22 protein-coding genes are annotated in these 24656 nt (G+C 73.8%); 9 read left to right on the forward strand and 13 right to left on the reverse strand.

The genetic code is table 11. The annotated features are described in order from the left end of the window. Positions 1-6 precede the first annotated feature (6 nt). The 3 genes from CLV28_RS09845 to CLV28_RS09855 form a co-directional block, all read right to left on the reverse strand. Positions 7-1344, reverse strand: coding sequence for an MFS transporter (locus CLV28_RS09845; RefSeq protein ID WP_100423168.1), 1338 nt, complete (start codon positions 1342-1344; stop codon positions 7-9). Then, complete coding sequence (locus CLV28_RS09850) at positions 1341-1772, reverse strand: MarR family winged helix-turn-helix transcriptional regulator (protein WP_100423169.1); 432 nt, start codon at positions 1770-1772, stop codon at positions 1341-1343. The genes CLV28_RS09845 and CLV28_RS09850 overlap by 4 nt, the downstream gene beginning before the upstream one ends. A gap of 200 nt (positions 1773-1972) precedes the next feature. Beyond that, positions 1973-3073, reverse strand: coding sequence for an LCP family protein (locus CLV28_RS09855; RefSeq protein WP_239073048.1), 1101 nt, complete (start codon positions 3071-3073; stop codon positions 1973-1975). A 119-nt stretch (positions 3074-3192) separates the two neighbouring features. Between CLV28_RS09855 and CLV28_RS09860 the strand changes: the two genes are divergently transcribed. The 6 genes from CLV28_RS09860 to wecB are packed head-to-tail and all read left to right on the forward strand — an operon-like array spanning position 3193 to position 9869. Continuing rightward, complete coding sequence (locus CLV28_RS09860) at positions 3193-4461, forward strand: glycosyltransferase family 4 protein (protein ID WP_100423170.1); 1269 nt, start codon at positions 3193-3195, stop codon at positions 4459-4461. Continuing rightward, positions 4458-6224, forward strand: a complete 1767-nt coding sequence (locus CLV28_RS09865; RefSeq protein WP_100423171.1) for a glycosyltransferase — start codon at positions 4458-4460, stop codon at positions 6222-6224. The genes CLV28_RS09860 and CLV28_RS09865 overlap by 4 nt, the downstream gene beginning before the upstream one ends. Continuing rightward, positions 6221-6961: a DUF6270 domain-containing protein gene (locus tag CLV28_RS09870; protein ID WP_157802590.1), complete on the forward strand. Its 741-nt coding sequence runs from the start codon at positions 6221-6223 to the stop codon at positions 6959-6961. The genes CLV28_RS09865 and CLV28_RS09870 overlap by 4 nt, the downstream gene beginning before the upstream one ends. Then, entirely contained in the window at positions 6958-7821 is an 864-nt protein-coding gene (locus CLV28_RS09875; RefSeq protein ID WP_100423173.1) for an ABC transporter permease, read from the forward strand. Before CLV28_RS09870 ends, CLV28_RS09875 begins: the two co-directional genes overlap by 4 nt. Continuing rightward, a complete protein-coding gene (locus CLV28_RS09880; RefSeq protein ID WP_100423174.1) occupies positions 7808-8755 on the forward strand; it encodes an ABC transporter ATP-binding protein in 948 nt (315 codons plus the stop codon). Before CLV28_RS09875 ends, CLV28_RS09880 begins: the two co-directional genes overlap by 14 nt. A 13-nt stretch (positions 8756-8768) precedes the next feature. Beyond that, complete coding sequence (gene wecB, locus CLV28_RS09885) at positions 8769-9869, forward strand: non-hydrolyzing UDP-N-acetylglucosamine 2-epimerase (RefSeq protein WP_100423448.1); 1101 nt, start codon at positions 8769-8771, stop codon at positions 9867-9869. A gap of 3 nt (positions 9870-9872) precedes the next feature. Here the strand turns inward: wecB and cysC are convergent, their stop codons facing one another. Then, on the reverse strand, positions 9873-11069 hold the full coding sequence (gene cysC / locus CLV28_RS09890) for an adenylyl-sulfate kinase (protein ID WP_239073049.1): 1197 nt from the start codon (positions 11067-11069) through the stop codon (positions 9873-9875). A 143-nt stretch (positions 11070-11212) separates the two neighbouring features. Between cysC and CLV28_RS09895 the strand changes: the two genes are divergently transcribed. Genes CLV28_RS09895 through CLV28_RS09905 form a run of 3 tightly spaced genes read left to right on the forward strand, consistent with a single transcriptional unit; the run spans position 11213 to position 14192 of the window. Continuing rightward, entirely contained in the window at positions 11213-12034 is an 822-nt protein-coding gene (locus tag CLV28_RS09895; protein ID WP_100423175.1) for an inositol monophosphatase family protein, read from the forward strand. Further along, a complete protein-coding gene (gene cysD, locus CLV28_RS09900) occupies positions 12031-12930 on the forward strand; it encodes a sulfate adenylyltransferase subunit CysD (RefSeq protein WP_100423176.1) in 900 nt (299 codons plus the stop codon). Before CLV28_RS09895 ends, cysD begins: the two co-directional genes overlap by 4 nt. Before the next feature lie 2 nt (positions 12931-12932). Then, entirely contained in the window at positions 12933-14192 is a 1260-nt protein-coding gene (locus CLV28_RS09905) for a sulfate adenylyltransferase subunit 1 (protein ID WP_100423177.1), read from the forward strand. Positions 14193-14199: 7 nt separating this feature from the next. Here the strand turns inward: CLV28_RS09905 and CLV28_RS09910 are convergent, their stop codons facing one another. Genes CLV28_RS09910 through CLV28_RS09950 form a run of 9 tightly spaced genes read right to left on the reverse strand, consistent with a single transcriptional unit; the run spans position 14200 to position 24624 of the window. Beyond that, the gene (locus CLV28_RS09910; protein WP_100423178.1) at positions 14200-15099 is read right to left on the reverse strand and encodes a sulfotransferase; all 900 of its coding nucleotides are present in this window, start codon (positions 15097-15099) and stop codon (positions 14200-14202) included. Beyond that, on the reverse strand, positions 15096-16187 hold the full coding sequence (locus CLV28_RS15825; RefSeq protein WP_157802591.1) for a glycosyltransferase: 1092 nt from the start codon (positions 16185-16187) through the stop codon (positions 15096-15098). The genes CLV28_RS09910 and CLV28_RS15825 overlap by 4 nt, the downstream gene beginning before the upstream one ends. Beyond that, a complete protein-coding gene (locus CLV28_RS09920; RefSeq protein ID WP_157802592.1) occupies positions 16184-17323 on the reverse strand; it encodes a glycosyltransferase family protein in 1140 nt (379 codons plus the stop codon). Before CLV28_RS09920 ends, CLV28_RS15825 begins: the two co-directional genes overlap by 4 nt. Further along, positions 17320-18168, reverse strand: a complete 849-nt coding sequence (locus tag CLV28_RS09925) for a hypothetical protein (RefSeq protein ID WP_100423181.1) — start codon at positions 18166-18168, stop codon at positions 17320-17322. The genes CLV28_RS09920 and CLV28_RS09925 overlap by 4 nt, the downstream gene beginning before the upstream one ends. Then, complete coding sequence (locus tag CLV28_RS09930) at positions 18165-18509, reverse strand: hypothetical protein (RefSeq protein ID WP_100423182.1); 345 nt, start codon at positions 18507-18509, stop codon at positions 18165-18167. Before CLV28_RS09930 ends, CLV28_RS09925 begins: the two co-directional genes overlap by 4 nt. Next, positions 18502-19296, reverse strand: a complete 795-nt coding sequence (locus CLV28_RS09935) for a sulfotransferase (RefSeq protein WP_157802593.1) — start codon at positions 19294-19296, stop codon at positions 18502-18504. The genes CLV28_RS09930 and CLV28_RS09935 overlap by 8 nt, the downstream gene beginning before the upstream one ends. Continuing rightward, positions 19287-21398 carry a glycosyltransferase family protein gene (locus CLV28_RS09940; protein ID WP_157802594.1) on the reverse strand — a complete coding sequence of 704 codons (2112 nt, stop codon included), beginning with the start codon at positions 21396-21398 and terminating at the stop codon, positions 19287-19289. The genes CLV28_RS09935 and CLV28_RS09940 overlap by 10 nt, the downstream gene beginning before the upstream one ends. Beyond that, complete coding sequence (gene wecC / locus CLV28_RS09945; protein WP_100423185.1) at positions 21395-22675, reverse strand: UDP-N-acetyl-D-mannosamine dehydrogenase; 1281 nt, start codon at positions 22673-22675, stop codon at positions 21395-21397. The genes CLV28_RS09940 and wecC overlap by 4 nt, the downstream gene beginning before the upstream one ends. Further along, on the reverse strand, positions 22672-24624 hold the full coding sequence (locus CLV28_RS09950; RefSeq protein ID WP_308440367.1) for a glycosyltransferase family protein: 1953 nt from the start codon (positions 24622-24624) through the stop codon (positions 22672-22674). Before CLV28_RS09950 ends, wecC begins: the two co-directional genes overlap by 4 nt. Positions 24625-24656 lie beyond the last annotated feature (32 nt).

Consider the following 24656-nt stretch of genomic DNA (forward strand, 5'->3'; position numbering starts at 1 on the left):
CCCGGGTCAGGCCGCGGCCGAGCGGTCGGCGGCCTCCTCGGCCCCGAGCCGGCGGGCCGTCGTGGCCCGGATCTCGGCCTCGCGCTCGGGCGGGTGCACCACGAGCAGGTGCGGGCGCGCGACGACGCGGTAGCGCACGTGGACGTGCCAGCGGCGCATGGCCCAGACGGCGGCGCCGGTCGCGACGAGCAGCGCCGTGATCGAGCCGATCCCGACTGCCCAGCGCGGCCCCCACTGCTCGGCGATCCAGCCGACCAGGGGCGAGCCGATCGGGGTCGCCCCCATGAGCACGACCATGTAGAGCGACATGACGCGCCCGCGCATCGCGGGCTCGGTCGACATCTGGATGGTCGAGTTCGCCGCCGTCATCATCGTCAGCGACGCGAGCCCCACGGGGATGCAGGAGATCGCGTACGACGGGTAGGTCGGCATGAGGGCCATGACGCCCGTCGCGATCCCGAACGCGAACGCCGAGCCGATCACGAGCCGTACGCGCGGTCGGTCGCGGCGCGCGGCGAGCAGCGCGCCCGTGAGCGAGCCGATCGCGAGCACCGAGCCGAGGATCCCGTACTCGCCCGCGCCCTTGCCGAACTCGGAGCGGGCCATGAGGGCGGACGTGAGCTGGAAGTTGAGCCCGAACGTCGACACGACGCCCAGCACGACCATGATCACGAGGATGTCGCTGCGTCCGCGCACGTACGCGATGCCCTCGCGGATCTGCCCCTTGCCGCGCGCGACGCTCGGCGAGACGCGCAGCTCGCGCACCCGCATGAGGCGCAGCGCGAGGATCGTCGCCCCGAACGAGACCGCGTTGATCACGAAGACCCAGCCGGTGCCGACCGCGGCGATGAGCAGGCCCGCGACGCCCGGGCCGATCAGACGCGCGGCGTTGAACGAGGCGCTGTTGAGGCCGACCGCGTTCGAGAGCTTCTCGGGCGGGACCATCTCGGCGACGAACGTCTGGCGCACGGGCCCGTCGATCGCGGACACGCACCCGAGCAGCAGCGCGAACACGTACACGTGCCACAGCTGGACGCCGCCCGAGAGGACGAGCGCGCCGAGGCCCGCCGCGAGCACGCCCTGCGCGGCCTGGGTCGCCATGAGCAGACGGCGGCGCGGCAGGCGGTCGGCGAGCACGCCGGCCCACGCCGAGAGCGCGAGCACGGGGACGAACTGCAGCGCGGTCGTGATGCCCACGGCCACGCCCGACTCGTCGCTCAGGACGGTCAGGACGAGCCAGTCCTGCGCGACGCGCTGCATCCAGGTGCCGACGTTCGCGACGAGGGCCGCGCCGAACCAGATGCGGTAGTTGACGTAGCGGAGCGAGGAGAAGGTCGCACTCATACGGCGGCGATCCGGGACAGGATCTCGGTCGCGGCGGCGAGCGTGCGCCGCTCGTCCTCGTCGAGGTCCGCGATCTGGCGGGCGAGCCACGCGTCGCGCAGCCGTCGGGTCTCGAGCACCTCGGCGACGCCCGCGTCGGTGAGCTCGACGACGACCTGCCGGCCGTCGGTCGGGTGCTCGACCTTGGCGACGAGCCCGAGCTCGGCGAGCGCGTTGACCGTGCGCGTCATCGACGGCGGCTTGATGCGCTCGGCGTCGGCGAGCCCGCCGGGCGACATGGGGCCGCAGCGGTGCAGGCGCGTGAGCACCCCGAACTGCCCCTCGGGGAGCTCGGCGGCCCCGCGCTGGGCGCGCAGGCGGCGGGCGACGCGGACGATCGAGATGCGCAGCTCGCTGCCGAGGGGGCCGGGGCGCAGGTCGGGACTCATATGATGAGTCTAGGTCATTACCCCACGTAACGAACTGAGGACCTGGTCACGGTGCGCGGCCCGACCGCGGCGGGTGCGGTCGGCGGCAGGTCAGGGTGCGGTCGGCGGCACCTCAGGGCGCGGTCGGCGGCACCTCAGGGCGCGGTCGGCGGCACCTCAGGGCGCGGTCGGCGGCAGCTCAGGGGGCGGTCGGCGGCACCTCAGGGCGCGGTCGGCGGCAGCACGTCGAGCTCGGTCGCGTGATCCTCGACGTACTGCGCCGAGGTGTCGTTCGCGATCGACGCCATGAGCGGGTCCATCGCCGCGTGGTTGACGACCACGATCGACTGCCCGTCGGCGCTGCGGCCCGTGCCGGAGTGCGGCACCGTCATGAAGGTGACGTCCGTCGTGCTGATGTCCCGGCCGCTCTGGTAGAGCTTGGTCATCTCGTCGATGGTGAAGCCCTCGTCCGCCGCCACCGACTTGCTCACCGCCTCGAAGAAGCCCTTCATCATGAGCACGTCGTTGCGGTTGTTGTTGACCTTCGCGACGATCGAGCGCAGCCACGCCTGCTGGCGCTGGACGCGGCCGAAGTCGCCGTTCGCGAGGTCGTGCCGGTCACGGGCGTACGCGAGCACCTGCTCGCCGTCCATGTCGACGATCCCGCCGGCGTACGTGCCGCCCTGACCGTCGGGGGCGCCGTCGGCCACCCGGATGCTCACGCCGCCGAGCTCGTCGGTGAGGGTCGTGAACGACTCGAAGTCCGTCACGACGAAGTGGTCGATCCGGACGCCCGTGAGGTCCTCGACCGTCTCGATCATGAGGCTCGGGCCGCCGTACGAGAACGCCGCGTTGATCTTCGCCTCGCCGTGCCCCGGGATCGGGACCCACAGGTCGCGCGGGATCGACACGACCTGCGCGCTCTCGCGGTCGACCGGCACGTGCACGAGCATGATCGAGTCGGTGCGCTGCGCGCCCGCCTCCCACTGCGACGGGTCGCCCGCGGAGATCCGCGAGTCCGAGCCGAGCACCAGGATGTTGACGGCCGTGGTGTCGGCCGCGTCGTCGGACGGCGCGGGCGCCGGGCGCGCGTCGTCCGGCAGGTCCGCGAACGGGTCGGCGAGGTGCTCGATGTTGTTGTCGAGCGAGTGCTGGAACCACTTGACGGCGCCGAACGCGCCGCCCGCGACCACCGCCAGGATCACCACGAGGACGATCAGGGTGTTGCGGGTACGGTGCCGTGCCGAGCCCGTCCCGGAGGTCCCGGCGGTGGGGTCGTCCTCGGGCTGCAGCGCGGCGAAGACGTCCGCATCGTTCGGCACGCACCGATCGTACGACCGCCCACGGACGAGCGCGCGGGGTCCTCGGCGAGAGAATGCGCGGCCGCGGCGCTAGCGTACGAGACCGGACGCACGTCCCCCGCATCGGACCAGGGAGCCAGATGGTGCACTCGACGACGGCACCGCGCAGGCTGCGCTCGGTCCTGCTCGTCACGCACTACTACGCCCCCGAGCACGGCGCCCCTCAACGACGCTGGTCGGCCCTCGTCGAGGAGTTCGTCCGGGCCGGCGTCCGGGTCACCGTGCTCGCTCCTCCGCCCCACTACCCCACCGGCACCCCGGAGCCCGGCGCCGCCGTCCCGCGCGCGGGCAGCCGGACGACCGGTCCGCACGGGGAGACGGTCGTGCGCACGGCGTTCCGGCGGCACGACGCACGACTGCGTACGCGCGTCCTGGACCAGGCCGTCGCCGCCTGGAGCTCGGTGCTCCTGGGCCTGCGCCTGCACCGGCAGGGGATGCGCCACGACGTGGTCATCGGCACGGTCCCGGGGATCCCGTCGATGTTCGCGGCCTGGGCGCTCGCCCGGTCCGCGCGGGCGCGGTTCGTCGTCGAGATGCGCGACGCCTGGCCCGACCTGCTCGGACCGTCCAAGGTGCTCGCGGGCACCGGGACCCGACGCACCGGCCTGCGTGGCACGGTGACCCACCTCGTCCACCTCGCGGTCACCCGCATGCAGCGACGGGCCGACCTGCTGGTGACCACGACCGAGACGTTCGCGGGGGTCGCCGCCGCACGGGGCGCACGCCGCACCGTCGTGGTGCGCAACGGCACCGCGTACCGCACCGTCGGGCGCGCCGCGTCCGACCAGCCGGGACGCGCGCTGCGCGTCGTCTACGCCGGCACCGTCGGGCGGGCGCAGGGGCTCGACGCGGTCGTCCGTGCGAGCGCGCGGCTCGCGCGGGAGGGCACCGCGATCGAGGTCCGCATCGTCGGTGCGGGCGCCGACGTCGACCGGCTCGGTCGGCTCGCGACCGAGCTCGACGCCCCCGTCTCGCTCGAGCCGCGGCTCGCCGCGCAGGACGTCGCCGGCCTCTACGCGTGGGCCGACACCGCGCTCGTGTGCCTGCGCGACTGGGAGCCGCTCGAGTGGACGGTCCCGTCGAAGCTCTACGAGCTCATGGCCGCGGGCGTGCACGTCACGGCCTGCGTCGCCGGGGAGGCCGCCGACCTCGTGACCGCGGTCGGGGCGGGAGCGGTCGTCCCCCCCGGGGACGACCGCGCGCTCGCCGCCCTGTGGGCAGCATGGACCGCCGACGGCGTCCGGGTTCCCGTCGTCTCGCCCGCCGCCGCCGCGTGGGTCGACGCGCACGTGCGCGACGACCAGCTCGCCGCCCGCTACCTGCGCACGCTCGACGAGCTGCTCGCATGAGGCACGCACGCCTCGCCTCGGCCCGCCTCGTGCTCGAGTTCGGGCTCCGCACCCTGGCCGAGGACCCGTTCTGGCTCGCGCTCCAGGCTGCCCGGCGTGCGCCGCTGCGCACACGCCTTCTCCTCGCGGGCGTGCTCGACCACCGCCCCTGCCCTGTCGCCCTCCGTGCGCTCGCCGCGCACCTCGCGGGCGACGACCCCCGCGCGGCCACGCTCGCCGCGCGGGCTGCGGACCGTGGGCCAGGCGTGCTGCGGCGCACCGCCGCCGAGGTCGCGGCGGCCGCCGGGCGGCCGGCGACGCTGCTCGGCCCCGCTGCGGCGGACGATCCCGCGACCGAGGCGCCGCGCCTGCGGGCGCAGTGGTCCCTGGGCGACGTCGACGCGGTCCGCGACGCCCGCACGCTCACCCGGGCCGGGGCGCGTGTGCGCGCACGAGCGCTCGAGCAGGTCGCCCTCCTCGCGCCGAGCCCGTGCCCGCAGCCCGCGCCACGACCCGCGAGCGTGCCAGGTGTCGTCCTGCACCACCTCACGGCGTCGCTGCCCCGTACCCGCAACGGCTACACCGTGCGTTCTCACGCGATCCTGCGTGCCCAGACCGCGGCGGGCCTCGACGTGGCCGCCGTGACACGGTCCGCCTACCCCGTGACGGTCGGTGTCCCCCTCGCCCCCGCACGCGACACCGTGGACGGGATCCACTACCACCGTCTCCTGCCCCGGTCGCTCCCGGCCGACCACCGTGCCCGGGCCGCCGACGCCGCCGAGATGCTCACGGACCTCGCGGCGGGCCTCGGGGCGGAGGTCGTGCACTCGACCACCCCCTGGGGCACCGGGACGGCCGCCCGCCACGCCGCACGGACGCTCGGCCTGCGCTGGGTCCACGAGGTGCGCGGGCTGCCCGAGGAGACCTGGGTCGCGTCGCACCCGACCGCCGAGGCGCGATCGGCAGCTTCCCGGTCCGCGCGGTACCACCTCGTGCGGGACAAGGAGACCGAGCTCGCCGCGAGCGCCGACGCCGTCGTCACCATCAGCGGGACGCTGCGCGACGAGCTGGTCGCGCGCGGCGTCGACGCCGCGCGCGTCGTCGTCGTCCCCAACGGCGTGGCCGAGGTCGCGCCCGACGACGTGCCGACGCCGCGGGCCGCCCGCGCCGCGCTGGGGCTCGACCCGGACCGCATGCTCGTCGGGAGCGTCGGGAGCCTCGTCGACTACGAGGGGCTCGAGACGACCCTGCACGCGGTCGCGGCGCTGCGGCGCTCAGGCCTCGCCGTGGACGCCCTCGTCGTGGGCGACGGCGTGTCGCGCCCCGCGCTCGCACGACTCGCGGCGCGGCTCGGGCTGGACGCCGACGCCGTGCTGCCCGGTCGGGTCGACGCGCGGACGGCGCGCACCGCCCTCGCCGCGCTCGACGTCGTCGCTCTGCCCCGGCGCGACGACGAGGTGACCCGTCGCGTGACGCCCCTCAAGCCGGTCGAGGCGATGGCGGCAGGACGCCCCGTCGTCCTGAGCGACCTCCCCGCGTCGGTCGAGGTCGCGACCGGGAAGGGCGGGGCGCGCGCCGGGCTGCTGGTCCCGCCGGGGGACGTCGCAGCCTGGGCCGCGTCGCTCGGTGCCGTGCTGACCGACCCGACGCTCGCCGGCTCGCTCGTCGACGCGGGTCTCGCCGTCGCGCGGACGCGAACCTGGGCCGCCGCCGCGAGGACGTACCAGGGTGTCTACGGCCCTGGCGCGCGCACGGCCGCACGCACGGGCACGGTGGTCCCATGAGGGATGTGCGCGTGTTCGTCTACGGCAGCTGCGTGAGCCGCGACGTCGTCGAGCACCTCGGTCCCCGCTACACCGTCGCGGGTTACGTCGCGCGCCAGTCGCTCGTGTCGGCCACGTCTCCGGCCTGGACGCTCGACGTGCGGCTCCCCCGGTTCGACTCGGGGTTCCAGCAGCGCATGCTCGACGGCGACGCCCGCTCCGACCTGTTCGACCGGATCGACGCCGCCCGGCGCGTCGACCTGGTGCTGTGGGACCTGACCGACGAACGGCTCGGCCACTGGTGCGGCCCCGGCGGCACGCACCTGACCCGGTCGGTCGAGCTGCTGGGGACGACCGCGCCCGCGCGTCTCACGGCCGCGGCGCCGCTCCGGGAGTTCGGCGGTGACCACCACCTCGCGGAGTGGCTCCGCGCGCTGCCCCGGTTCGTCGCCGCCCTGCGCGACCGCGGGCTGCTCGACCGGGTCCAGCCGATCCTCGTCCCCTGGGCGACCACCAACACTGCGGGCGCACCGACCCGTGCGAGCTTCGGCACGACGGCCGCGGCGTTCAACCGTGCCGCTGCCCCGTACGAGGCAGCGGTCCGCAGGTTCCTGCCCCGCTCCCCGCTCACGGTCGCAGCGCCTCGCGCCGACCCGGCGCACCGCTGGGACGAGGCACCGTTCCACTACACGCCCGCGGTCTACGCGCACCTCGCCGCTCAGGTGCGCGACCAGGACGCTCACCGAGGTGCCGCATGACCGCGGCGCGCGCGCGGCAGGAGCTCGTCGCGGGCGGAGACCTCGTGCCGGTCGGCACGCGGCCCCCGATCGCGACCTACACACGACGCCTGTGGCAACGTCGACACTTCCTGGTCGCCGAGGCGCGGGCGCGAGTCGCGGCCGGCACCCGGCAGACGATCCTCGGCACGGCCTGGCTCGTCCTGAGCCCCGTGCTCGACGGCGTCACGTACTACCTGATCTTCGGCCTCCTGCTCGAGACCCACCGCGGGATCGAGAACTTCCTGGGCTATCTCGTGGTGGGCGTCTTCCTGTTCTCCTTCACGAGCCGGTGCGTCTCGGGCGGCGCCCAGTCGATCACGAGCGGTCGGGCGATGATCCGCGCGTTCTCGTTCCCGCGCGCGTCGCTGCCGGTCGCGGTCGTGGTCCGCGAGGTCCTCAACATGGCCTGGGTCTTCACGGCCATGGTTCTGCTCGTCGCGGCGCTGCCCCCGGTCGAGCGGGTGACGTGGCGCGTGCTTCTCCTGCCCCTCGTCTTCGCGCTGCAGGTCGTGCTGTGCACCGGCCTCGCTCTCCTGGTCGCCCGGTGGACCGCCGCCGTGCCCGACGTCAAGGTGCTGATCCGGTTCGCGATGCGCCTGTGGCTCTACGGCTCGGCCGTGTTCTTCTCGATCGACCGGTTCGTGGACCATCCGACCGTCGTCCGCATCATGGAGGCCAACCCCATGTTCGTCGTCCTGGACGTCGCCCGGGACGTCCTGCTGTACGGCGTGACGCCCGCGCCAGGGTCCTGGGCCGTGCTCGCCGCATGGGCGTTCGGGCTCCTCGCCGTCGGCTACCTCGTCTTCTGGAGCGCGGAGGACACCTATGCCCTGGCCTGACCTCGTGGACGAGAGCGCGACGGTCGTCGTCGACGACCTGAGCATGCGCTACCACGTGACCGCAGACGCCGACGAGGCGGGGCTCGGGCGCACGGCGCGCACCGTGCGCGCGCTCGTGGGCAGGGGCCCCTCGATGATCGTGCGCGCGATCAGCTCCGTCTCGTTCGTGGCCCACGGCGGTGAGCAGATCGGGATCGTGGGTCAGAACGGCTCCGGCAAGTCGACCTTGCTGCGCGTCGTCGCAGGTCTCGAGCGCCCGTCCCGCGGGCGTGTGCTCGCGACGAGCCAGCCCGTGCTCATCGGCGTCAACGCCGCGCTGCAGCCCGAGCTCTCCGGGGCGCAGAACATCCGGCTCGGATGCCTCGCGATGGGCCTGGACCCGGACCGCGCGCGTGCCGCGGTGCCCGAGGTCGCGGAGCTCGCCGACCTCGGGGACGCGATCCGCCGCCCCATGAAGTCGTACTCCTCCGGCATGGCGGCGCGCCTGCGGTTCGCGATCGCGACCGCCGCGAACCCGCACATCCTGCTCATCGACGAGGCGCTCGCGACGGGCGACGCCGCGTTCCGCGAACGCAGCGAGGCCCGGATGGAGGCGCTGCGTCGCGACGCCGGCACCGTCTTCCTCGTGAGCCACGCGGCCCGGACGATCGAGGAGACCTGCACCCGGGCGCTCTGGCTCGAGCACGGGCGCGTCGTCCTCGACGGCCCCGCGGCGGACGTCGCGCTGCGCTACCGACGGTTCGCGTGGGCGCTCGCGAAGAACCGCCCGAACCAGGCACGGAAGATCATCGACGCGGCGCGCCAGGCCCACGAAGAGGTCGCGGTGCACGTCCTGCGTACCCCCGCCCCGCGGGGGATCGCACGGCACGCCCGCCCGCGCGTGAGGCCCCGCACGCCCGCGGGCGTCACGGCCCGCACCCGTGAGGAGATCTGACGTGCACCGCATCATGACCGTCTACGGCACCCGTCCCGAGGCCATCAAGGTCGCCCCCGTGATCCAGGCGCTCGAGGCGAGCCCCGACTTGGCGTCGGTGACCGTGGTGACGGGCCAGCACCGCGAGATGCTCGACCAGGTCAACGACGTGTTCGGGATCGTCCCCGACCACGACCTCGACATCTTCGCGCACGGCTCGACGCTCTCGACCATCGTCGCGCGCGTGCTCGAGCGCCTCGACCCGCTGCTGGTCGCGGAGCGCCCGGACGCGGTGATCGTGCAGGGCGACACGAGCACGTCGACCGCGGCGGCCCTCGCGGCGTTCCACCGCCAGATCCCCGTGGTGCACGTCGAGGCCGGCCTGCGCTCGGGCGACATCACCTCGCCGTTCCCCGAGGAGGGCAACCGGCAGATCACCTCGCGCATCGCCGCACTGCACCTCGCGCCGACCGCGACGAGTCGCGCCAACCTGATCGCCGAGGGCGTCGACCCCGCGACGATCGTCGTCACCGGCAACACCGTGATCGACGCGCTCCTCGCCACGGTCGAGAAGGCGCTGCCGTTCGGCGACCCGGTGCTCGAGACGCTCGCCGCCTCGGGACGGCGCATCCTGCTCGTCACGACGCACCGCCGCGAGAACTGGGGCGACTCGATGCAGGACGTCGGTCGCGCGCTCGGGCGGCTCGCCCGCGCGTTCCCCGAGGTCGAGGTCGTGCTGCCCGCGCACCGCAACCCGATCGTGCGCGAGGCCGTGCTCCCCCACCTCGAGGGCCTCGCGAACGTCACCGTGACCGAGCCCCTCCCGTACGGCGAGTTCACGCGCCTGCTCGGCCTCTCCCACGTCATCCTCACCGACTCCGGCGGCGTCCAGGAGGAGGCCCCGAGCCTCGGCAGGCCCGTCCTGGTGATGCGCGAGAACACCGAGCGGCCCGAGGCCGTCGACGCCGGCACCGTCAAGCTCGTCGGCACCGACGAGGACCGCCTCGTCGCGGAGGTCACGACGCTGCTCACCGACGACGACGCGTACGGCACGATGGCCCGCGCGACCAACCCCTACGGCGACGGGCATGCCGCCGCGCGCTGCGTCGCCGCGACGCGCGCGATGCTCACGTGACCCCTAGCGTGCCGAGACGACCGCCAGGACCTGCCGCACCGCGTCGTCCACGCCGACCTCCACGGTGTCGATGACGACGTCGGCGTCCTGAGGCACGTCGTAGGGCGAGGAGATCCCCGTGAAGTCGGCGATCTCGCCGCGGCGCGCCGCGGCGTAGAGCCCTTTCCGGTCACGCCTCTCGCACTCCTCCAGCGGTGTGCTCACGTGGACCAGGACGAAACGTCCGTGCTCGAGCGCGGCCTGCCGGATCCGGGCCCGGCTCTCGGCGAACGGCGCGATCGGCGCGGCGACCGCGATGCCGCCGTGCTCCGAGACGAGAGCGGCGACCCAGCCGATCCGGGCGAGGTTCTCCTCACGGCCCGCGCGGTCGAAGCCGAGACCGCCCGAGAGGCAGCGCCGGACGACGTCCCCGTCGAGGAGCGTCGCGGTGCTGCCCGACTCGCCGAGCGCCTCCACGAGGGCCCGCGCGACGGTCGACTTGCCGGACCCGGAGAGCCCGGTGAAGAGCACCACGGTCCCCTGGTGCGGCGGAGGCCCGACGACGTCGACCTCGACCGCCGACGCAGGCGGGTACAGGTCGTCGACGAGCCCGCGCCGGCGGGCGTCGAGCGAGCGGACGGCGGCCTCGACGTCCTGGTCGCGCATCGAGCTCGACCGCACGGCGACCCCGAGGCCGAAGGCCCCGAGGGCGACCTCGAGCGTCGGGGCGCCCCGCAGATGACGTCCGGCACCCGAGATCGGCCACGGCACCACGAGCACGTCGCTCGACCCGAGGCTCCGCGCCATGCCCTGCGCGGCACGCACGAGCGCTGCCGAGCGCCTCGGCTCCGCGCGGGCGGCGGGCACGACCACGACGACCTCCCGCTCGGTCGCGAGCTTGCCCACGGCGTCCTGCTCGTTCCGGGTCGGCAGCTCGTCGACCACGACCGCCACGACGTCCCGTCCCGCGAGCCGAGCCCGCTCGACCGGCGCGGCCCGGCGGAACGCCCCCTGCCAGCACGCTCCCCGCCCCTGGGTGAGCTCGCGTCGCAGCACCATCCTGCGGTCGTGGACGTCGGCGACCGGCGTGCCCTCGCAGTCGAGCAGCACGCTCCCGTCGGGCAGCTCCGCGCACAGCGCCTCCGACGGGATCGCTCCCCCGCGCACGAGCTCGAGCAGGTCGAGGTCGTCGTCCTCGAGGACGATGGTCTCCGGACTCACCAGCACACCTCCCGGTCGGCGCCGGACGGCGCGAGCGGCGGATCGTTGAAGGTTCCTTGCCCGAGGATCCCTTGCAGTCGTGACGTGCGCCACTCGGTGCTAGCGTCGCACTGCTCACCGCCGACGACCTCGACGAGGAATCCATGGCTCCGTGGCTCGCTGAACGACCGGTCGACACCTCCCGCGCCGAGCGCGTGGCTCTCGCCGCGGGCGCGGCCCTGCTCGAGCTACGCCGCCAGGCCGAGGCCGAAGGACGGCACGATCCCGCGGCGCTGCGCGCGGCCGGCGACGCGGCGGCGCAGCGTGCCGCGTCCGCGACGATCGACCGCCTCTCGCCCGGCGACCACGTGCTCTCGGAGGAGGCGCCCGACGATCCCTCCCGGGTCGACGCGGAGCGCGTCTGGATCGTGGACCCCCTCGACGGGACGCGCGAGTTCGCCGAGCGGGCGGCGGACGGCGCGTGGCGCACCGACTTCGCCGTGCACGTCGCGCTGTGGCACCGTGACCACGGTCTGGTGGCCGGAGCCGTGGCGCTGCCCGCGCGCGACGTCGTGCACACCACCGCGTCCCCGCCGCGTGCCGCGGTCGCGCGCACCGGGGCACCACGGCTCGCCGTGAGCCGCACGCGCCCCCCGGAGATCGCGACGTCGCTCGCGCACGAGCACGGCTGGGAGCTCGTCGCGATGGGCTCGGCCGGTGTCAAGATCATGGCGGTCGTGACCGGCGAGGTCGACGCCTACGTCCACGCCGGGGGCCAGTACGAGTGGGACTCGGCCGCGCCCGTCGCGGTGGCACGTGCGGCCGGGATGGTGTGCACCCGGCTCGACGGCTCGCCTCTCGAGTACAACCGCGCCTCCCCCTGGCTGCCCGACCTCGTGGTGAGCAGGCCCGGTGTGCACGACGACCTGCGCGCGGCGATCGACGCGGAGCTCGGCCGCACCGGCGCGGGAGCGGTGCACGCATGAGCCGGGTCCTCGACGAGCTCGACGTCCTCGAGGCCGAGAGCGTGCACATCTTCCGCGAGGTCGTCGCAGAGATGCAGGCCCCGTGCCTGCTCTTCTCGGGCGGCAAGGACTCCATCGTCATGCTGCACCTCGCGGCGAAGGCGTTCGCGCCCGCGCGGGTGCCGTTCCCGGTCATGCACGTCGACACCGGTCTCAACTTCCCCTCCGTCCTCGCGTGCCGGGACCGCTGGGTCGAGCGTCTCGGTCTCCAGCTGGTCGTCGCGTCGGTCCAGGAGGCGATCGACCGCGGACTCGTCCATGACGAGCCGCACGGCTCGCGGAACAGGATCCAGACGCCGGTGCTGCTCGAGGCGGTCGAGAAGAACGGCTTCGACGCTCTGTTCGGCGGGGGCAGGCGCGACGAGGAGAAGGCGCGGGCCAAGGAGCGCGTGTTCTCGTTCCGCGACGACTTCGGCCAGTGGGACCCCAAGAACCAGCGACCCGAGTTGTGGAACCTCTACAACGGTCGCGTGCACCCCGGGGAGAGCATCCGCGTCTTCCCGCTGTCCAACTGGACCGAGCTCGACATCTGGTCGTACATCGCCCGGGAACGGATCGACGTGCCCGAGCTCTACCTCGCTGCCGAGCGGGACGTCGTCCGCCGCGGGGGCATGCTCTACGAGGTCAACGAGTTCACCCCGGCCCTCGACGGCCACGTCGTCGAACGGCGTTGGGTCAGGTACCGCACGCTCGGCGACGCGAACCTGACCGCCGCCGTCGACTCGCGGGCGGCCACGCTGCCCGAGATCGTGGCCGAGATCGCTGCCGTCCGTGTCACGGAGCGCGGTGCGACGCGCGGCGACGACAGGGTGAGCGAGTCCGCCATGGAGGACCGCAAGCGAGAGGGCTACTTCTGAGCATGAGCACAGACCTGCTGCGCATCGCGACCGCCGGTTCGGTCGACGACGGCAAGAGCACGCTGATCGGGCGGCTGCTGTACGACTCGAAGACGGTCTTCGAGGACCAGATCGAGTCCGTCGAGCGCATCAGCGCCGCACGGGGCAACGACTACACGGACCTCGCGCTGCTCACCGACGGGCTGCGGGCCGAGCGCGAGCAGGGCATCACGATCGACGTCGCCTACCGGTACTTCACGACCCCGCGGCGCAAGTTCATCCTGGCGGACACCCCGGGGCACGTGCAGTACACCCGCAACATGGTCACGGGCGCCTCGACCGCGGACGTCGCGCTGATCCTCGTCGACGCCCGCAAGGGCCTCCTTGAGCAGAGCCGACGGCACGCGTTCCTGGCGAGCCTCCTGGGGGTGCCGCACCTCGTCCTGTGCGTCAACAAGATGGACCTCGTCGACTACGACGAGAGCGTGTTCCGCGCCATCCAGGAGGAGTTCACCGAGTTCGCGGCGCGGCTGCGCATCACCGATCTCACGTTCGTCCCGATCTCCGCGCTGCTCGGCGACAACGTCGTCGACCGGAGCGCGTCGATGACCTGGTACGACGGCCCCACGCTCCTGAGCCACCTCGAGCGGCTCCACGTGGCGAGCGACCGGAACCTCGTCGACGTGCGCTTCCCGGTGCAGTACGTGATCCGGCCGCACCAGCACGAGCACAGGGACTTCCGCGGGTACGCGGGGACCGTCGCGAGCGGGATCCTCCGCGCCGGGGACCCGGTCGTCGTGCTGCCGTCGGGACTCGAGTCGACCATCTCGGCGATCACGACGGCGGACGGGCCGGTCGAGGAGGCGATACCGCCGATGGCGGTGACCGTGCAGCTCGAGGACGACCTGGACGTGTCCCGCGGGGACATGCTCTGCCGGCCGCACAACCAGCCCGACGTGGTGCAGGACGTCGACGCCGAGGTCTGCTGGCTCGACGACCGCGCGTCGCTCTCGCCGGGCGGGCGTTACGCGCTCAAGCACACCACGCAGTGGGTCCGCACGGTCGTCAAGGAGGTCGACTACCGGATCGACGTCAGCACGCTGCGCCGCGACGAGGCGGCGAACTCGCTCGGGCTCAACGAGATCGGCCGCGTCCGGCTCCGCACGACCCGCCCCGTGCTGACCGACCCCTACACGCAGAACACGACGACCGGATCCTTCATCCTCGTCGACGAGTCCACGAACAGGACCGTCGGCGCGGGGATCGTCGTCGCCCGCTCCTGACGCTGCGTCAGCCGCCGACCGTCGCCGCCCGGCGACGTCCACGTCCGGCCCCACCACGCGCCGCCCACGCCGCCGGGACCTGGTCGCCGAACTCCGCGTCGACGAACGCGAAGGTCGGGGCGTACGTCTCGGCGGCCTGCCGGACGAGCTCGGCAGGCAGGTCGCGCGCCTCCATCGCGTAGGTGTGCACCCGGTGCGCCAGGTCCGGAGCGACCCGCTCGACGCCCAGGAAGTCGACCAGCCGGTCGAACTCCGCGGTCCCTCCGCCGAAGAAGGTCTCGTAGAAGGTGACGTACAGGTCGTCGCCGAAGACCTCCCGGAGCGCCGGCACCTGCTTCTCGTAGCGGCCGCGGTCGACGTGCGGGCGCATCGACAGCAGACGCCGGTACGTGTCCTCGAACGACTCCGCCCCTTTCGTCGCCACGGTCATCCGCGCCGCCGACCGCATGCGGTCCACGGGCTCACGCATGAGGAACACGACCTTGACCTGCATCCCCCGGTCGTTGCAGGCCCGCTTGATCTCGCCGAAGTTCTCCGCCGACAGGAGCGCGTACGCCGGCGTGATCTCCCCGACGAACGGCGACGACGGGTCGCCGATCCGCTCGAAGTGCGCGAAGTACCGGTCGAAGTCGAGCATGAGCGAACGGTCGAGGATGGCGAGCAGCCGTGCCGCCTTCTCGGCCGAGTAGTTGTGCGCGATCCGCCCGCCCTCGGCGCGGCTGCGCTGGCGCAGCTCCTTCATCGCCTGCGGGCCGCCCAGGTACCACGTGTCGAAGAAGTGCAGCTCCTTGATCGGTGACAGCTCGATGCCCGGCGTCCTGTCGAGGTGGTCGTAGAGCCAGGTCGTCCCTGCCTTCTGGGCCCCGACCCCCAGCACGAAGGTCTTGCCCTCGAGACTCGTCGTCATCGCGATCCTTCCGGTACGTCGGTCGTCAGGGCCGACGGCCCCGTCGTCGTGCGGTCGTGCGCGGGCCTCGACGGCGACGGCCGCCCCTCGCGGTCCGCGGCACGTTCGCGCACCTGCGCGACGAACTCGCGGAAGAGCTCGCCCTCGGACCCGAGGTCGAACGCCTCGCACGTCAGCAGCCCCTGCTCGCGCAGGGCACGGGCCAGGCCCGTCCGGTCGGCCTCGACGCGGCGCAGCGCGGTCACGTAGCCCGCCACGTCCTCGTACCCGACCAGGAGGCAGTTGACGTCAGGCACGCAGTACGCCATGTTGCCCCCGACGTCGGGCGTGACGACGACGGCCCCCGCGGCCATCGCCTCGAGGCCGGGGAGGTAGAAGCCCTCCTCGGGTCCGGGGGTGCTGAGGAAGACGTCGGCCCACCGGTAGATAGTCCTGAGCCCTTCCCACGAGGTCTGCTCCCGCACGGCACGCAGCTCGAAGCGCGCGTCGTCCCGTAGGTCGTGCGCGACCTTGTCGCCGATCTCCGACTTCCAGGTCGTGTACGCGACGCGCAGGGGCCCGTCGTGCACCTCCCGACCCGGGTGCGCGAAGTAGCCGACCTCGTGGCCGAGGTTGATGGTGCGGTGGAGTCCACGGGGATCGAGGTACGGCGCGATCACACCGGCCACGATCTCGTTGATCGAGATCCGCGACGCCGGCCGCGAGAGCGTCCGCAGCGGCCCTCCGCCGAGCCAGCGCGGGTTGGCGTGGCGCACCCCCTGGACGATGTGCACGATCCGGTCGGGCGACATCCACGGCCGCAGCCCCGCGAGCGCGAGCGGGTAGTGCACGGGCAGCGAGATGACCACGAGGTCGTCGTCGCCCACCTGCAGCTGCGACTCGGGGAGGAACGCCACGTCGTCCGAGTCACGAAGCCCGCGGAACCTCTCGATCTCGAACAGCGGCTCGTCCGCCCGTCGGGGTGCCGCGCAGTAGACGGCCGCGCCATACCCGCCCGCGAGCGCGTGGTTGACGTAGTCCATGAGCTTGACCACGCCGCCGGCCGGACGGTACGTCGGGGTCATGAAGTGCAGGGTCGGGGTCGTCACCGGCACACCTCCTCGAGCAGCGACGACATCGCTCGCGTCGCCTCGCGCGCGTCGACGAGGTCCTGGGCGAGAGCCTGGGCGCCGTCCTGCCGGCGCACGAGCTCTCCCCTGTCCCGCACCACCGCGCCGAGCGCCGACCCGACCGCCTCGACGTCGTCCTCGTCGACCAGCCACCCGGCACCGTAGGCCTCGATCATCGGACTCACCTCCGTGAACGGCACGTGCATCACGGGGACGCCGCACGACAGCGCGACGACGGACCGGGTCACCATCGCGAGCTCGCGCTCCGGGTTTCGCGCGAAGACGTCGATGCTGACGTCGCACCCCGCGAGCAGGCCCCGGAACTCCCGGAAGTCCATCGTCCCGTGCTGGGTCGTCGCCGGGTGCGCCGCGAGCCGCGCGAGCGAGTCCGGCAGGGCGCCGACCTCGGTCGCGCCCCAGTGGTGCGCGACCATGAGGTGCAGGCGCGCCGTGCCGGCGTCGAGCAGCGGAAGCACCGCCTCCACCCACGCCCCGGGCCGCGACCACGGCTGGAGGTAGCCCGAGACGACGAGCTCGACCGGGCCCTCCGTGCGGCGTCGTGGTGGGTGCAGCGGGAGCGCCATGGTCGCCAGCGCGGTCGGGGTGCCGGGCACGCCGGCGCGCTCGAGCCACGACTGGACGTAAGGCAGCTTCTTGGCGCCGTTGACGACGACGGCGTCGCACCTGCGCAGCCCGTCGATCTTCTGGCGGACCAGCCCCTCACGCTGACGGCGCGCGACCGAGGGCGGGAGGGTCGGCATCTTCTCCTCGAACTCGAGCACCTTGGGTGCGAAGAAGTCGTACACGAGACGCGCGCGCAGTCCGTCGTCGAGCCAGCGGACCGGGTTCGAGTTCGTCACGACCAGCGCGTCGGCGCGGTGCGCGTTCGCGTACGTCTGCAGGTCCTGGGGCGACAGGACGACGGTGCCGCGCGGCGTCGCGGGAGGCACCCCTCGACGCCACACGCGTGCGACGACCCGGTCGTCGACCACGAGGGTGACGTCGTGCCCGTGCGCACGCAGACCCTGCGCGAGGCCCCACGCGCGCAGCCCGGGTGCGGCCACGGGCATCGCCATGCCCGGCACCACGTCGTTCGAGAACACCACGACCCTCATGCGGTCCCTCCGTCGTCCGAGAGAACGAGTGCGTGGTACCTCAGGAGCACGCCGCGCGTGAGGATCTCCCCCGGCCAGCGCACGGCACGGATCTCCTCGACCGAGACCGCACCACCGGCCGCGGCGTCGACGACCGTGCAGAGCTCGGACAGCCACGGCCGGGCCGGGCCACCCGGCGCCGTCACCACGTCGCCGACCACGACGAGGCTGCCGCCCGGGGTCAGCGCACGCATCGCCTCGTCGATCGCGGCGCGCACGTCGGCGGTCTCGGTGGGTGCGTCGTCGAGGAGCAGCACGACCGCCGCGTGCGCGCAGCCGTGCGCGCCGGGCTCCGCACGGCGGGCGGTCGCGCGCGCCTCGAGCCAGCCCTCGAACGGGCGCGTCGAGGTCCCGTGCACGCTGACCAGCGGAGCCTCCAGCCCGAACGTCCGCCCGACCACGTCGAGCTCGGTGGCCAGGTGCTCCACGAGGACGAGGAACTGGTCCTTGCCGAAGGGCGCCGGGGCGGGCGCCGCGAGGGCGTCGGGGAGCTCGGCGCGGTCCCTGAGGACCGTGTCGAAGGGCGTGATCCTGCTCGCGAGCCCGCCGGCGCCGATCACGGCGTCCACGACCTCCGCGACGTCGTCGTCGTCGATGCAGATCACGAGCGGCTTGCGCTCGTGCCGCGGGCGCAGCGCGTCCCAGGGGAACGACAACGGGTCCACCACGACGACCCGTTGCGCCCGGTCGAGCTCCTCCTCGACGTCGATCCGCGGGATCCTCCACCCGTCGTAGCCCTCGACGAGCGACGCGAACCGGCCTCGCCAGACGAAGTCGGTCTCGCGCCCGGGCGCGGTCGCGGTCACGGCGTCTCCTCGAGATAGCGCGCCTTGAGGTCGCGGAAGCCGGAGAACCGGCGCACGACCCACCGTCCCGCCGACCCGTCGAGGCGACGCAGCAGCCAGACGAGGTCGTTGCGCGACCTGTCGACCTGAGGTGCGGCAGCGGGACCGGGGGCCGCCACGGCGGTCGCCCTGCCCGGGGCGGGGGCGGCGCTCACCCTCCGGAGCTCCTGGTTCGCGGCGACGAGCCGGCGCTCGACCCCGGCCAGCCGGGCCCGCAGGTGCAGCGTCTCGTACCGCAGCAGCTCGTTCTCCATCGCGAGGCTCGCGGCGTCCTTGTCGGTGGTCGGGCTCAGGTCACGCATGCAGGCTCCTCGTCTCCGTCGGGCTGGTCCGTGCGGCGAGCGACTCGAGCGCGGACCAGACCTCGCGCACCTCGTCGGCCACCGCACCGTCGAACACTCGTTGCGGGGCGTCGCGCTGCGACGTCGCCGCGGCGTCGAACGTCCCTGCGCCCGCCTGCGGCACCAGACCGGTCCCGAGACGTTCGTTCACCATCTCGACCACCGGCGCCCCGCGCCCGAGCGCCGAGAACGGGATCACGAGGCAGTCCTCGAGGTGCGCCTCCACGAAGGAGACGAGACGACGGTTGTAGGTCGCCCACAGCCGGAGGCCGTGGTCCGGTTCCTCGAAGAACCGCCGGTGCGCTGCCGCGTTGCCCTCGGCGGTGAGGATCGCTCGCGCGTGCCGGACCTCCATGGACCGGACGCAGTCCGCGGGGTCCCGGTAGATCGCGACCGTCTTCGCGTCGGGCAGCAGGTACTTCCAGTGGCCGAGGAAGAAGCAGGCCCTCGGGTCCTTGAAGCCCCAGCGCTCGTGGTGGATCTCGCGCTTGCGGGCCAGCGCACGCATGGCCCTCCAGTGGTCGGGCGCGACGTGGAACGGGTGCGGCTCGACCCACTGCCAGTCGCCACCGTGAGCTCCCAGGATCTGGCGGTGGAGGTCGAGGAAGTCACGGTCCTCGAAGTGGCCGTAGGGGTTCGAGGGCATCGCGCCGAGCAGGCGGTCCCCGACGAACAGACCGGCCGTGTGCAGCATCTGCGCGAGCGCCGAGGTGCCGCTGCGATGGAAGCCCGCGATGATCAGCGCCACGACGCGACCTCCTCGGTCGCGTCGACGAGCGACATGAGCCGGCGCGCACGCGCGTCGAACGAGTGCTCCCGGCGCACCCATCGCGCGACCTCCTCGCGCTGCTCGAGCGAGCCGAACAGGTCTGCCCCGGCCGGGTCGCAGAGGCGCGCGAACTCGCCCGGGGAGTCGTACGTCCGCACCGCGTCGCCCAGCAGGTCGCGCATCCCGACCACGGGGTCGGAGACGACCCTCGCCCCCGACGCCAACGCGTCGAACACCCTGTTCTGCACGAAACCCTCCCTCGCCATCGAGCTCCAGTGGTCGGCAAGCACGAGCGGCGCCCCGCGGTACCGGGCGCAGAGCTCGTGGTTCGGTATGTAGGGGCCGTGCACCGCGAGCCGTCCTCGGCCCGCGGTCCAGCCCTCGCCGTGGACGGCGATCCGCACCCCCGCGCGCTCGGCGACGTCCACGACCGGTCGCTCCCGCCCGACGTGCGCACCGCCGACGAAGATCGGCAGGTCGCTCGGCACCGGAGGGACGTCCGTGCCGAAGACCGACGCGTCGGTGGCCTGGTGCATGACGTGGACCTCCCGCCCGGTCGCGCGCGAGGTGCGCGCGCTCCACGACTCGGAGGCCGCGAGCACCAGGTCGAACTCCGCGACCTCGTCGGGCGTGACGTCCTCCGGGTGGCTGATGACCCACAGGACGTTGATCCGTCCCGGGACCGGTCGGACGCGGCGCGTGCCCCGGACGACGAGGACGACGTCGTCGAACCGCGGCGCGCCCGAGGCGGCGGCCGCGGCCCGGTGCACGACCGCCTCGTCACCCTGGGCGACGAGCGCGCGACGCAGCGACTCCCCGACGTGCGTGTCGCCCCACGTGTCCCCGGCCGAGCCGGGGGTGCTCGCGACGACGACGCCCCACCGCCGGGGCCGGGCGGGCGCACGCACGAGCACCGGCGACGGCCCGGACCGTCCGTCCCCCGGGTCGAGGTGTGCGGCGACGAACCCGCACCGGTCGAGGAGCGCGTCGAGCTCGTGCACGCCGCGGACCTCCGACGGGGCTCGCACGTCCCTGCCGGGTCCCCCCGCTGACGGCCGCTCGGGAGGCACGCTGGCACGGGCCGCGGGCAGCACGAGCACGGAGCCACCGAACGTCTCTCGCGCGCGACGGCACAGGTCGACGTCGGCGTCGTCCGGGTGCCTGGCGTGCGACTCCTTGGCCCGGAACCCCCGCAGGGCCCGCAGCTCGCTCGTCCTCCACGCGGATGCGACCGAGGACACGGCCGCAGGGCGCGCGCCGTCGAGCCCGCGGGCGTCGTCCGGGGAGAGGCCGGCGAGCAGCCGGACGGGCAGGGCGCGGCGGTCGACCTGCACGAGACCCGCTGCCAGGATCCGCTCGTCGTGGTCGACGGCGAGCGCCTGCGCCGCGCGGACGTCCGCGTCGTCGAGCGCGCGCACCAGGGACGCGAGCGCCCCGCCGCGCAGCACGCCGCCGCCGCGCAGGAGGACGACGACGTCGCCCGACGCACGCAGGATCCCGGCGTCGACGGCGACATCCCAGGGCGTGCCGTCGGGGAGCGGCAGGTAGGTCCCGCCCGTCTCCCCGACCGCGGCCCGTGCGCGCGCCCGGTCGGGCTCGGCCACGGTGCGGTGCACGACGACGACCTCGGTGGTCCGGCCGGGCACGGTGTCGGACGCCGCGACGCCGGCCAGGGCCCGCAGGACGCCGTCGGCAGGGCCCTGGGCCTCGATCACGATGCTCGTGCGCCCCGGGACGACGCCCGGGGCGTCGTCCCACCGGTCGGGCCCGGTCGCAGCGGAGTCCGGGGCGGGGGCGGGCTCCGGCACGACCGCGTCCCGGTCGATGCCGAGCGCACGCTCGAGGTGGTGGTTCCACACCGAGGCGCGCTCGTGGTTGTGCGCGATCCTGGCCGCGAGCTCCGCCTGCCGGCGTCCTGCACGGCGTCCGAGGAGGACGGCCTCGAGCCCGAGCCCGAGGCCGACGACCAGGAGCCCGACGACCAGGGCCGGGACCCACGCGGCGTCGTGGTCGAGCGCGACGAGCAGCGCGAGCAGCGCCGCCACGATCGCCACGGCACCGCGGCGCGTGCCGGCCCTCATGCGTGTCCTCGTCGACGCGGTGGTGTCCCGCCACAGACGTCGACGAAGGTCGGACGCCGCCCGAGCACCCGCACGGCGGGCCCGAGGGCGTCGTGGTTGACGAGCAGCACGTGCAGGTCGGCGACCGCCGTCGCGGACGACACCTCGCGCAGCTCGACGTTCTCGAGCGCGGCGAGCGCGGGCGGGAGGTCGTGCACGTGCGGGTCCACCACGCTCACGTGGGCGTCGGGCCGGTGCTCGGCGATCCGGTGGACGACCTCGACGGCGGGCGACTCCCGGACGTCGTCGACGTTCGGCTTGAAGGCCAGCCCGAGGACCACGACCCGGGGGCTCGATGTCCCCTCGACGCGTTCGAGCAGCTGCCGGGCGACGGCTGCAGGACGCGCGGCGTTGATCCGGCGCGCCCGCTGCGCGAGCTGCGCCGCCTCGGGGGCGGCGTCGATGAGGAACCACGGGTCGACCGCGACGCAGTGCCCTCCCACACCCGGTCCCGGTTGCAGGATGTCCACGCGGGGATGGTGGTTCGCGAGGGCGATGAGCTCGCGCGCGTCGACGCCGACGACCTCGCAGATCGCCGCGAGCTCGTTCGCGAACGCGATGTTGACGTCGCGGAACGTGTTCTCGGCGAGCTTCGTCATCTCGGCCGTCACGGCGTCGGTCTGCACGATCGTGCCGCGGCAGAAGATCCGGTAGAGGTCGCTGGCCCGCACGGACGCGCGCGGGGTCAGCCCGCCGACGACCCGGTCGTTGGTCATGAGCTCCACCATCACGTTCCCGGGCATCACGCGCTCCGGGCAGTGCGCGACGTGGATGACGGGTCGGCCGCCGCTGCCGTCGACGCTGAGGTCAGGACGCTCGTCGAGGATCCACTCGGCCATCCGGGCGGTCGTGCGGGGCGGCGCGGTCGACTCGAGGATCACGAGCTCGCCCCCGTTGAGGTGCGGTGCGATCGAGCGGGCCGCGGCCTCGACGTGGCTGAGATCGGCCGTGCGCCGTGCCGTGAACGGCGTCGGGACGGCGATGATGAACGCGTCCGCGGGCTCCGGGACGCAGGACGCACGGAGGTGGCCGTGCGCGACCGCGCCCGCCACGTAGGTGGCGAGCTCCGGCTCCACGAACGGCACGTCGCCGCGGTTGACCGCCGCCACGGTCCGCTCGTTGACGTCGACGCCGACGACCTTGACGTCCTTCGACGCGAGGATCGCGGCGGTGGGCAGCCCGATGTACCCGAGGCCCACCACGGCCACGGTGCCCACGCCCGCCTGCTCGTCGGTCACAGTGCGACCTGCGCGACGGGGGGTCCCAGGTGCACGACACGCCCCTCGGCGAGCAGCGCCGCGTCGTCCACGTCCCAGGTGTGCCCGCCGTCCGCGCTCCTGACTTGGGCGAACCCGAAACGGTCGGCGCTGAAGACCGTCCCGCCGTCGGCGACGACGCCCCTGAGGAACGCGGTGTCCTCCCCGGTGCGCAGCGCCGCGAAGGGCCGGTCGCCCACCAGGTCACGCCGCGCGACGATCGTCGGCCCGGCGACGAGGTCGGTGAACCGGTGCTCGCGATCCGCGGAGCGCAGCAGCGTCACGTCCTGGCGTTCGACGTACACGTAACGCGCCTGCTTGCCGACGACGTCCGCCCCGCTGTACGCGAGCGCGTCGAGCTGGTCCGAGAGGTAGTACGGGCCGTACAGGTCGTCGTCGTCCATCTTGGCGACGACGTCGCCGTCGGCCGCCCGGACGAGGCGGTTGAGGCACTCGCCGAGCGGGACGTCGGCGTCGGCGTGCAGCACGAGCACGTCGTCGATCCCGGCCTCCTTGGCGCTGCGGCGGAGCTCGTCTGCGTCGACCTCGAACCCGTGCGCGAGCACCGCGAGCTGCACGTCGACGTCGCGCTGCGCGGCGACGGTCGCGACGACGTCGTCGAGCCGGTGCGGTCGGCAGGTCGAGACCAGGGCCGTGACGCGGGGCCGCGGCAGGGTCGAGGTCGTCGCGAGGCCCACGTCGTGCAGCACGCGTTGCACGCGCGCACCGTAGGTGTGCTCGCGCCAGATGCGGCGACGTGCCCGGTGCGTCGCGCGGTCACGCAGCTCGGCCGAGCCGACGAGCGCGCGCACGGTGTGCGCGGCCTCCTCGCGGTCGTGGACGACGAAGACCTCGTCGGGCTCGAAGAGCGCGCTGATCGCGGGGCTGGGCGTCGTCACCACGGGCGTGCCGCACGCGCTGATCTCGAGCACGCGGCGCGCGCACATGGTGGGCGAGCCGACGATCGAGTTGACGTTGAGGAACACCTTGTACTCGCGGTACGCGGTAAGCATCTGCTCGTAGTCGAGCGAGCCGACGACGCGCTCGTCCAGGGGCGGCGGGAACTGGTACCGCTCGTCGCGGCCGGCGAACCGGGAGAAGATCTCGAGCCCGTGCTCCATGTGCGCCGACGCGTCGAGCGCCCCGCCGAGCAGCACGTCCATCTGCTCGCGCCGCTCCGGGTACTTGTGGGCGAAGTAGGTCCCGCCGAACGCGACGTCGCGCTGCGGGCCGTGCCCGTGCGACCGGACCGGGTTGTGGATCGTGGGCTGCGCGGCGAACGGCAGCAGCTCTACGCGGTCGTGCCCGAGGGCCGCGCGGTACCCGGGGATCATGTCGCCGTCGGTCGTGCAGACGCGGTCGAAGAGGCGCGCGGTGTCGAGGAAGTCCTCGAAGTGGACCGGATCCTCCTTGTTCCAGAACACCGTCGGGATGCCGCGCGCGCGACAGGCCTCGACGAGGTCGACGAGCGCGGGGCGGGGAGCCGTCGGGCCCGTCAGGTGGTACTGCCACGCACCGCCGTTGCCGTTCCAGGCCGACTCGACGAACAGCAGGTCGATCGGCTCGTCGTCGAGCACGCGCACGCCCGTCGACGGGTCGAGCAGCACCTGCTCCCACTCGGGCGCCAGGGCCAGTCGTGAGAAGTCGTCGAGGATCACCCCGACGCGCACGTCGCGCACGGGCACGACCGCCGGGACGGGCCACGGGTCGACGTGCACGGTCGTGCCGCGCGACGACCGCCCGACGCGCACCGGGGCCTGCCCCGGTCCTCCTCCCGCGGAGCGCCGCAGCCTGTGCGCACGCAGCTGTGCGAGACCGCCCGCGCGCAGGTGCCACAGCGCACGCCGCGTCCCACCGAGGAGCTCCGCCATCGACCCGCCTGCCATGAGCGCGATCACCTGCCGCGTCGACGACAGGGAGGGGCGCCGCACGCGCACGTCGCATGCCTCGGACGACGGTCCCT

It is taken from the genome of Sediminihabitans luteus, assembly GCF_002797595.1.
GTDB lineage: Bacteria > Actinomycetota > Actinomycetes > Actinomycetales > Cellulomonadaceae > Paraoerskovia > Paraoerskovia lutea.

Bases quoted from the DNA above. Each gene is read 5' to 3' on its own strand.
- CLV28_RS09845 (WP_100423168.1), bottom strand. From the start codon at position 1,344: ATGAGTGCGACCTTCTCCTCGCTCCGCTACGTCAACTACCGCATCTGG.
- CLV28_RS09850 (WP_100423169.1), bottom strand. From the start codon at position 1,772: ATGAGTCCCGACCTGCGCCCCGGCCCCCTCGGCAGCGAGCTGCGCATC.
- CLV28_RS09860 (WP_100423170.1), top strand. From the start codon at position 3,193: ATGGTGCACTCGACGACGGCACCGCGCAGGCTGCGCTCGGTCCTGCTC.
- CLV28_RS09865 (WP_100423171.1), top strand. From the start codon at position 4,458: ATGAGGCACGCACGCCTCGCCTCGGCCCGCCTCGTGCTCGAGTTCGGG.
- CLV28_RS09870 (WP_157802590.1), top strand. From the start codon at position 6,221: ATGAGGGATGTGCGCGTGTTCGTCTACGGCAGCTGCGTGAGCCGCGAC.
- CLV28_RS09875 (WP_100423173.1), top strand. From the start codon at position 6,958: ATGACCGCGGCGCGCGCGCGGCAGGAGCTCGTCGCGGGCGGAGACCTC.
- CLV28_RS09880 (WP_100423174.1), top strand. From the start codon at position 7,808: ATGCCCTGGCCTGACCTCGTGGACGAGAGCGCGACGGTCGTCGTCGAC.
- wecB (WP_100423448.1), top strand. From the start codon at position 8,769: ATGACCGTCTACGGCACCCGTCCCGAGGCCATCAAGGTCGCCCCCGTG.
- CLV28_RS09895 (WP_100423175.1), top strand. From the start codon at position 11,213: ATGGCTCCGTGGCTCGCTGAACGACCGGTCGACACCTCCCGCGCCGAG.
- cysD (WP_100423176.1), top strand. From the start codon at position 12,031: ATGAGCCGGGTCCTCGACGAGCTCGACGTCCTCGAGGCCGAGAGCGTG.
- CLV28_RS09905 (WP_100423177.1), top strand. From the start codon at position 12,933: ATGAGCACAGACCTGCTGCGCATCGCGACCGCCGGTTCGGTCGACGAC.
- CLV28_RS09910 (WP_100423178.1), bottom strand. From the start codon at position 15,099: ATGACGACGAGTCTCGAGGGCAAGACCTTCGTGCTGGGGGTCGGGGCC.
- CLV28_RS09920 (WP_157802592.1), bottom strand. From the start codon at position 17,323: ATGAGGGTCGTGGTGTTCTCGAACGACGTGGTGCCGGGCATGGCGATG.
- CLV28_RS09930 (WP_100423182.1), bottom strand. From the start codon at position 18,509: ATGCGTGACCTGAGCCCGACCACCGACAAGGACGCCGCGAGCCTCGCG.
- CLV28_RS09940 (WP_157802594.1), bottom strand. From the start codon at position 21,398: ATGAGGGCCGGCACGCGCCGCGGTGCCGTGGCGATCGTGGCGGCGCTG.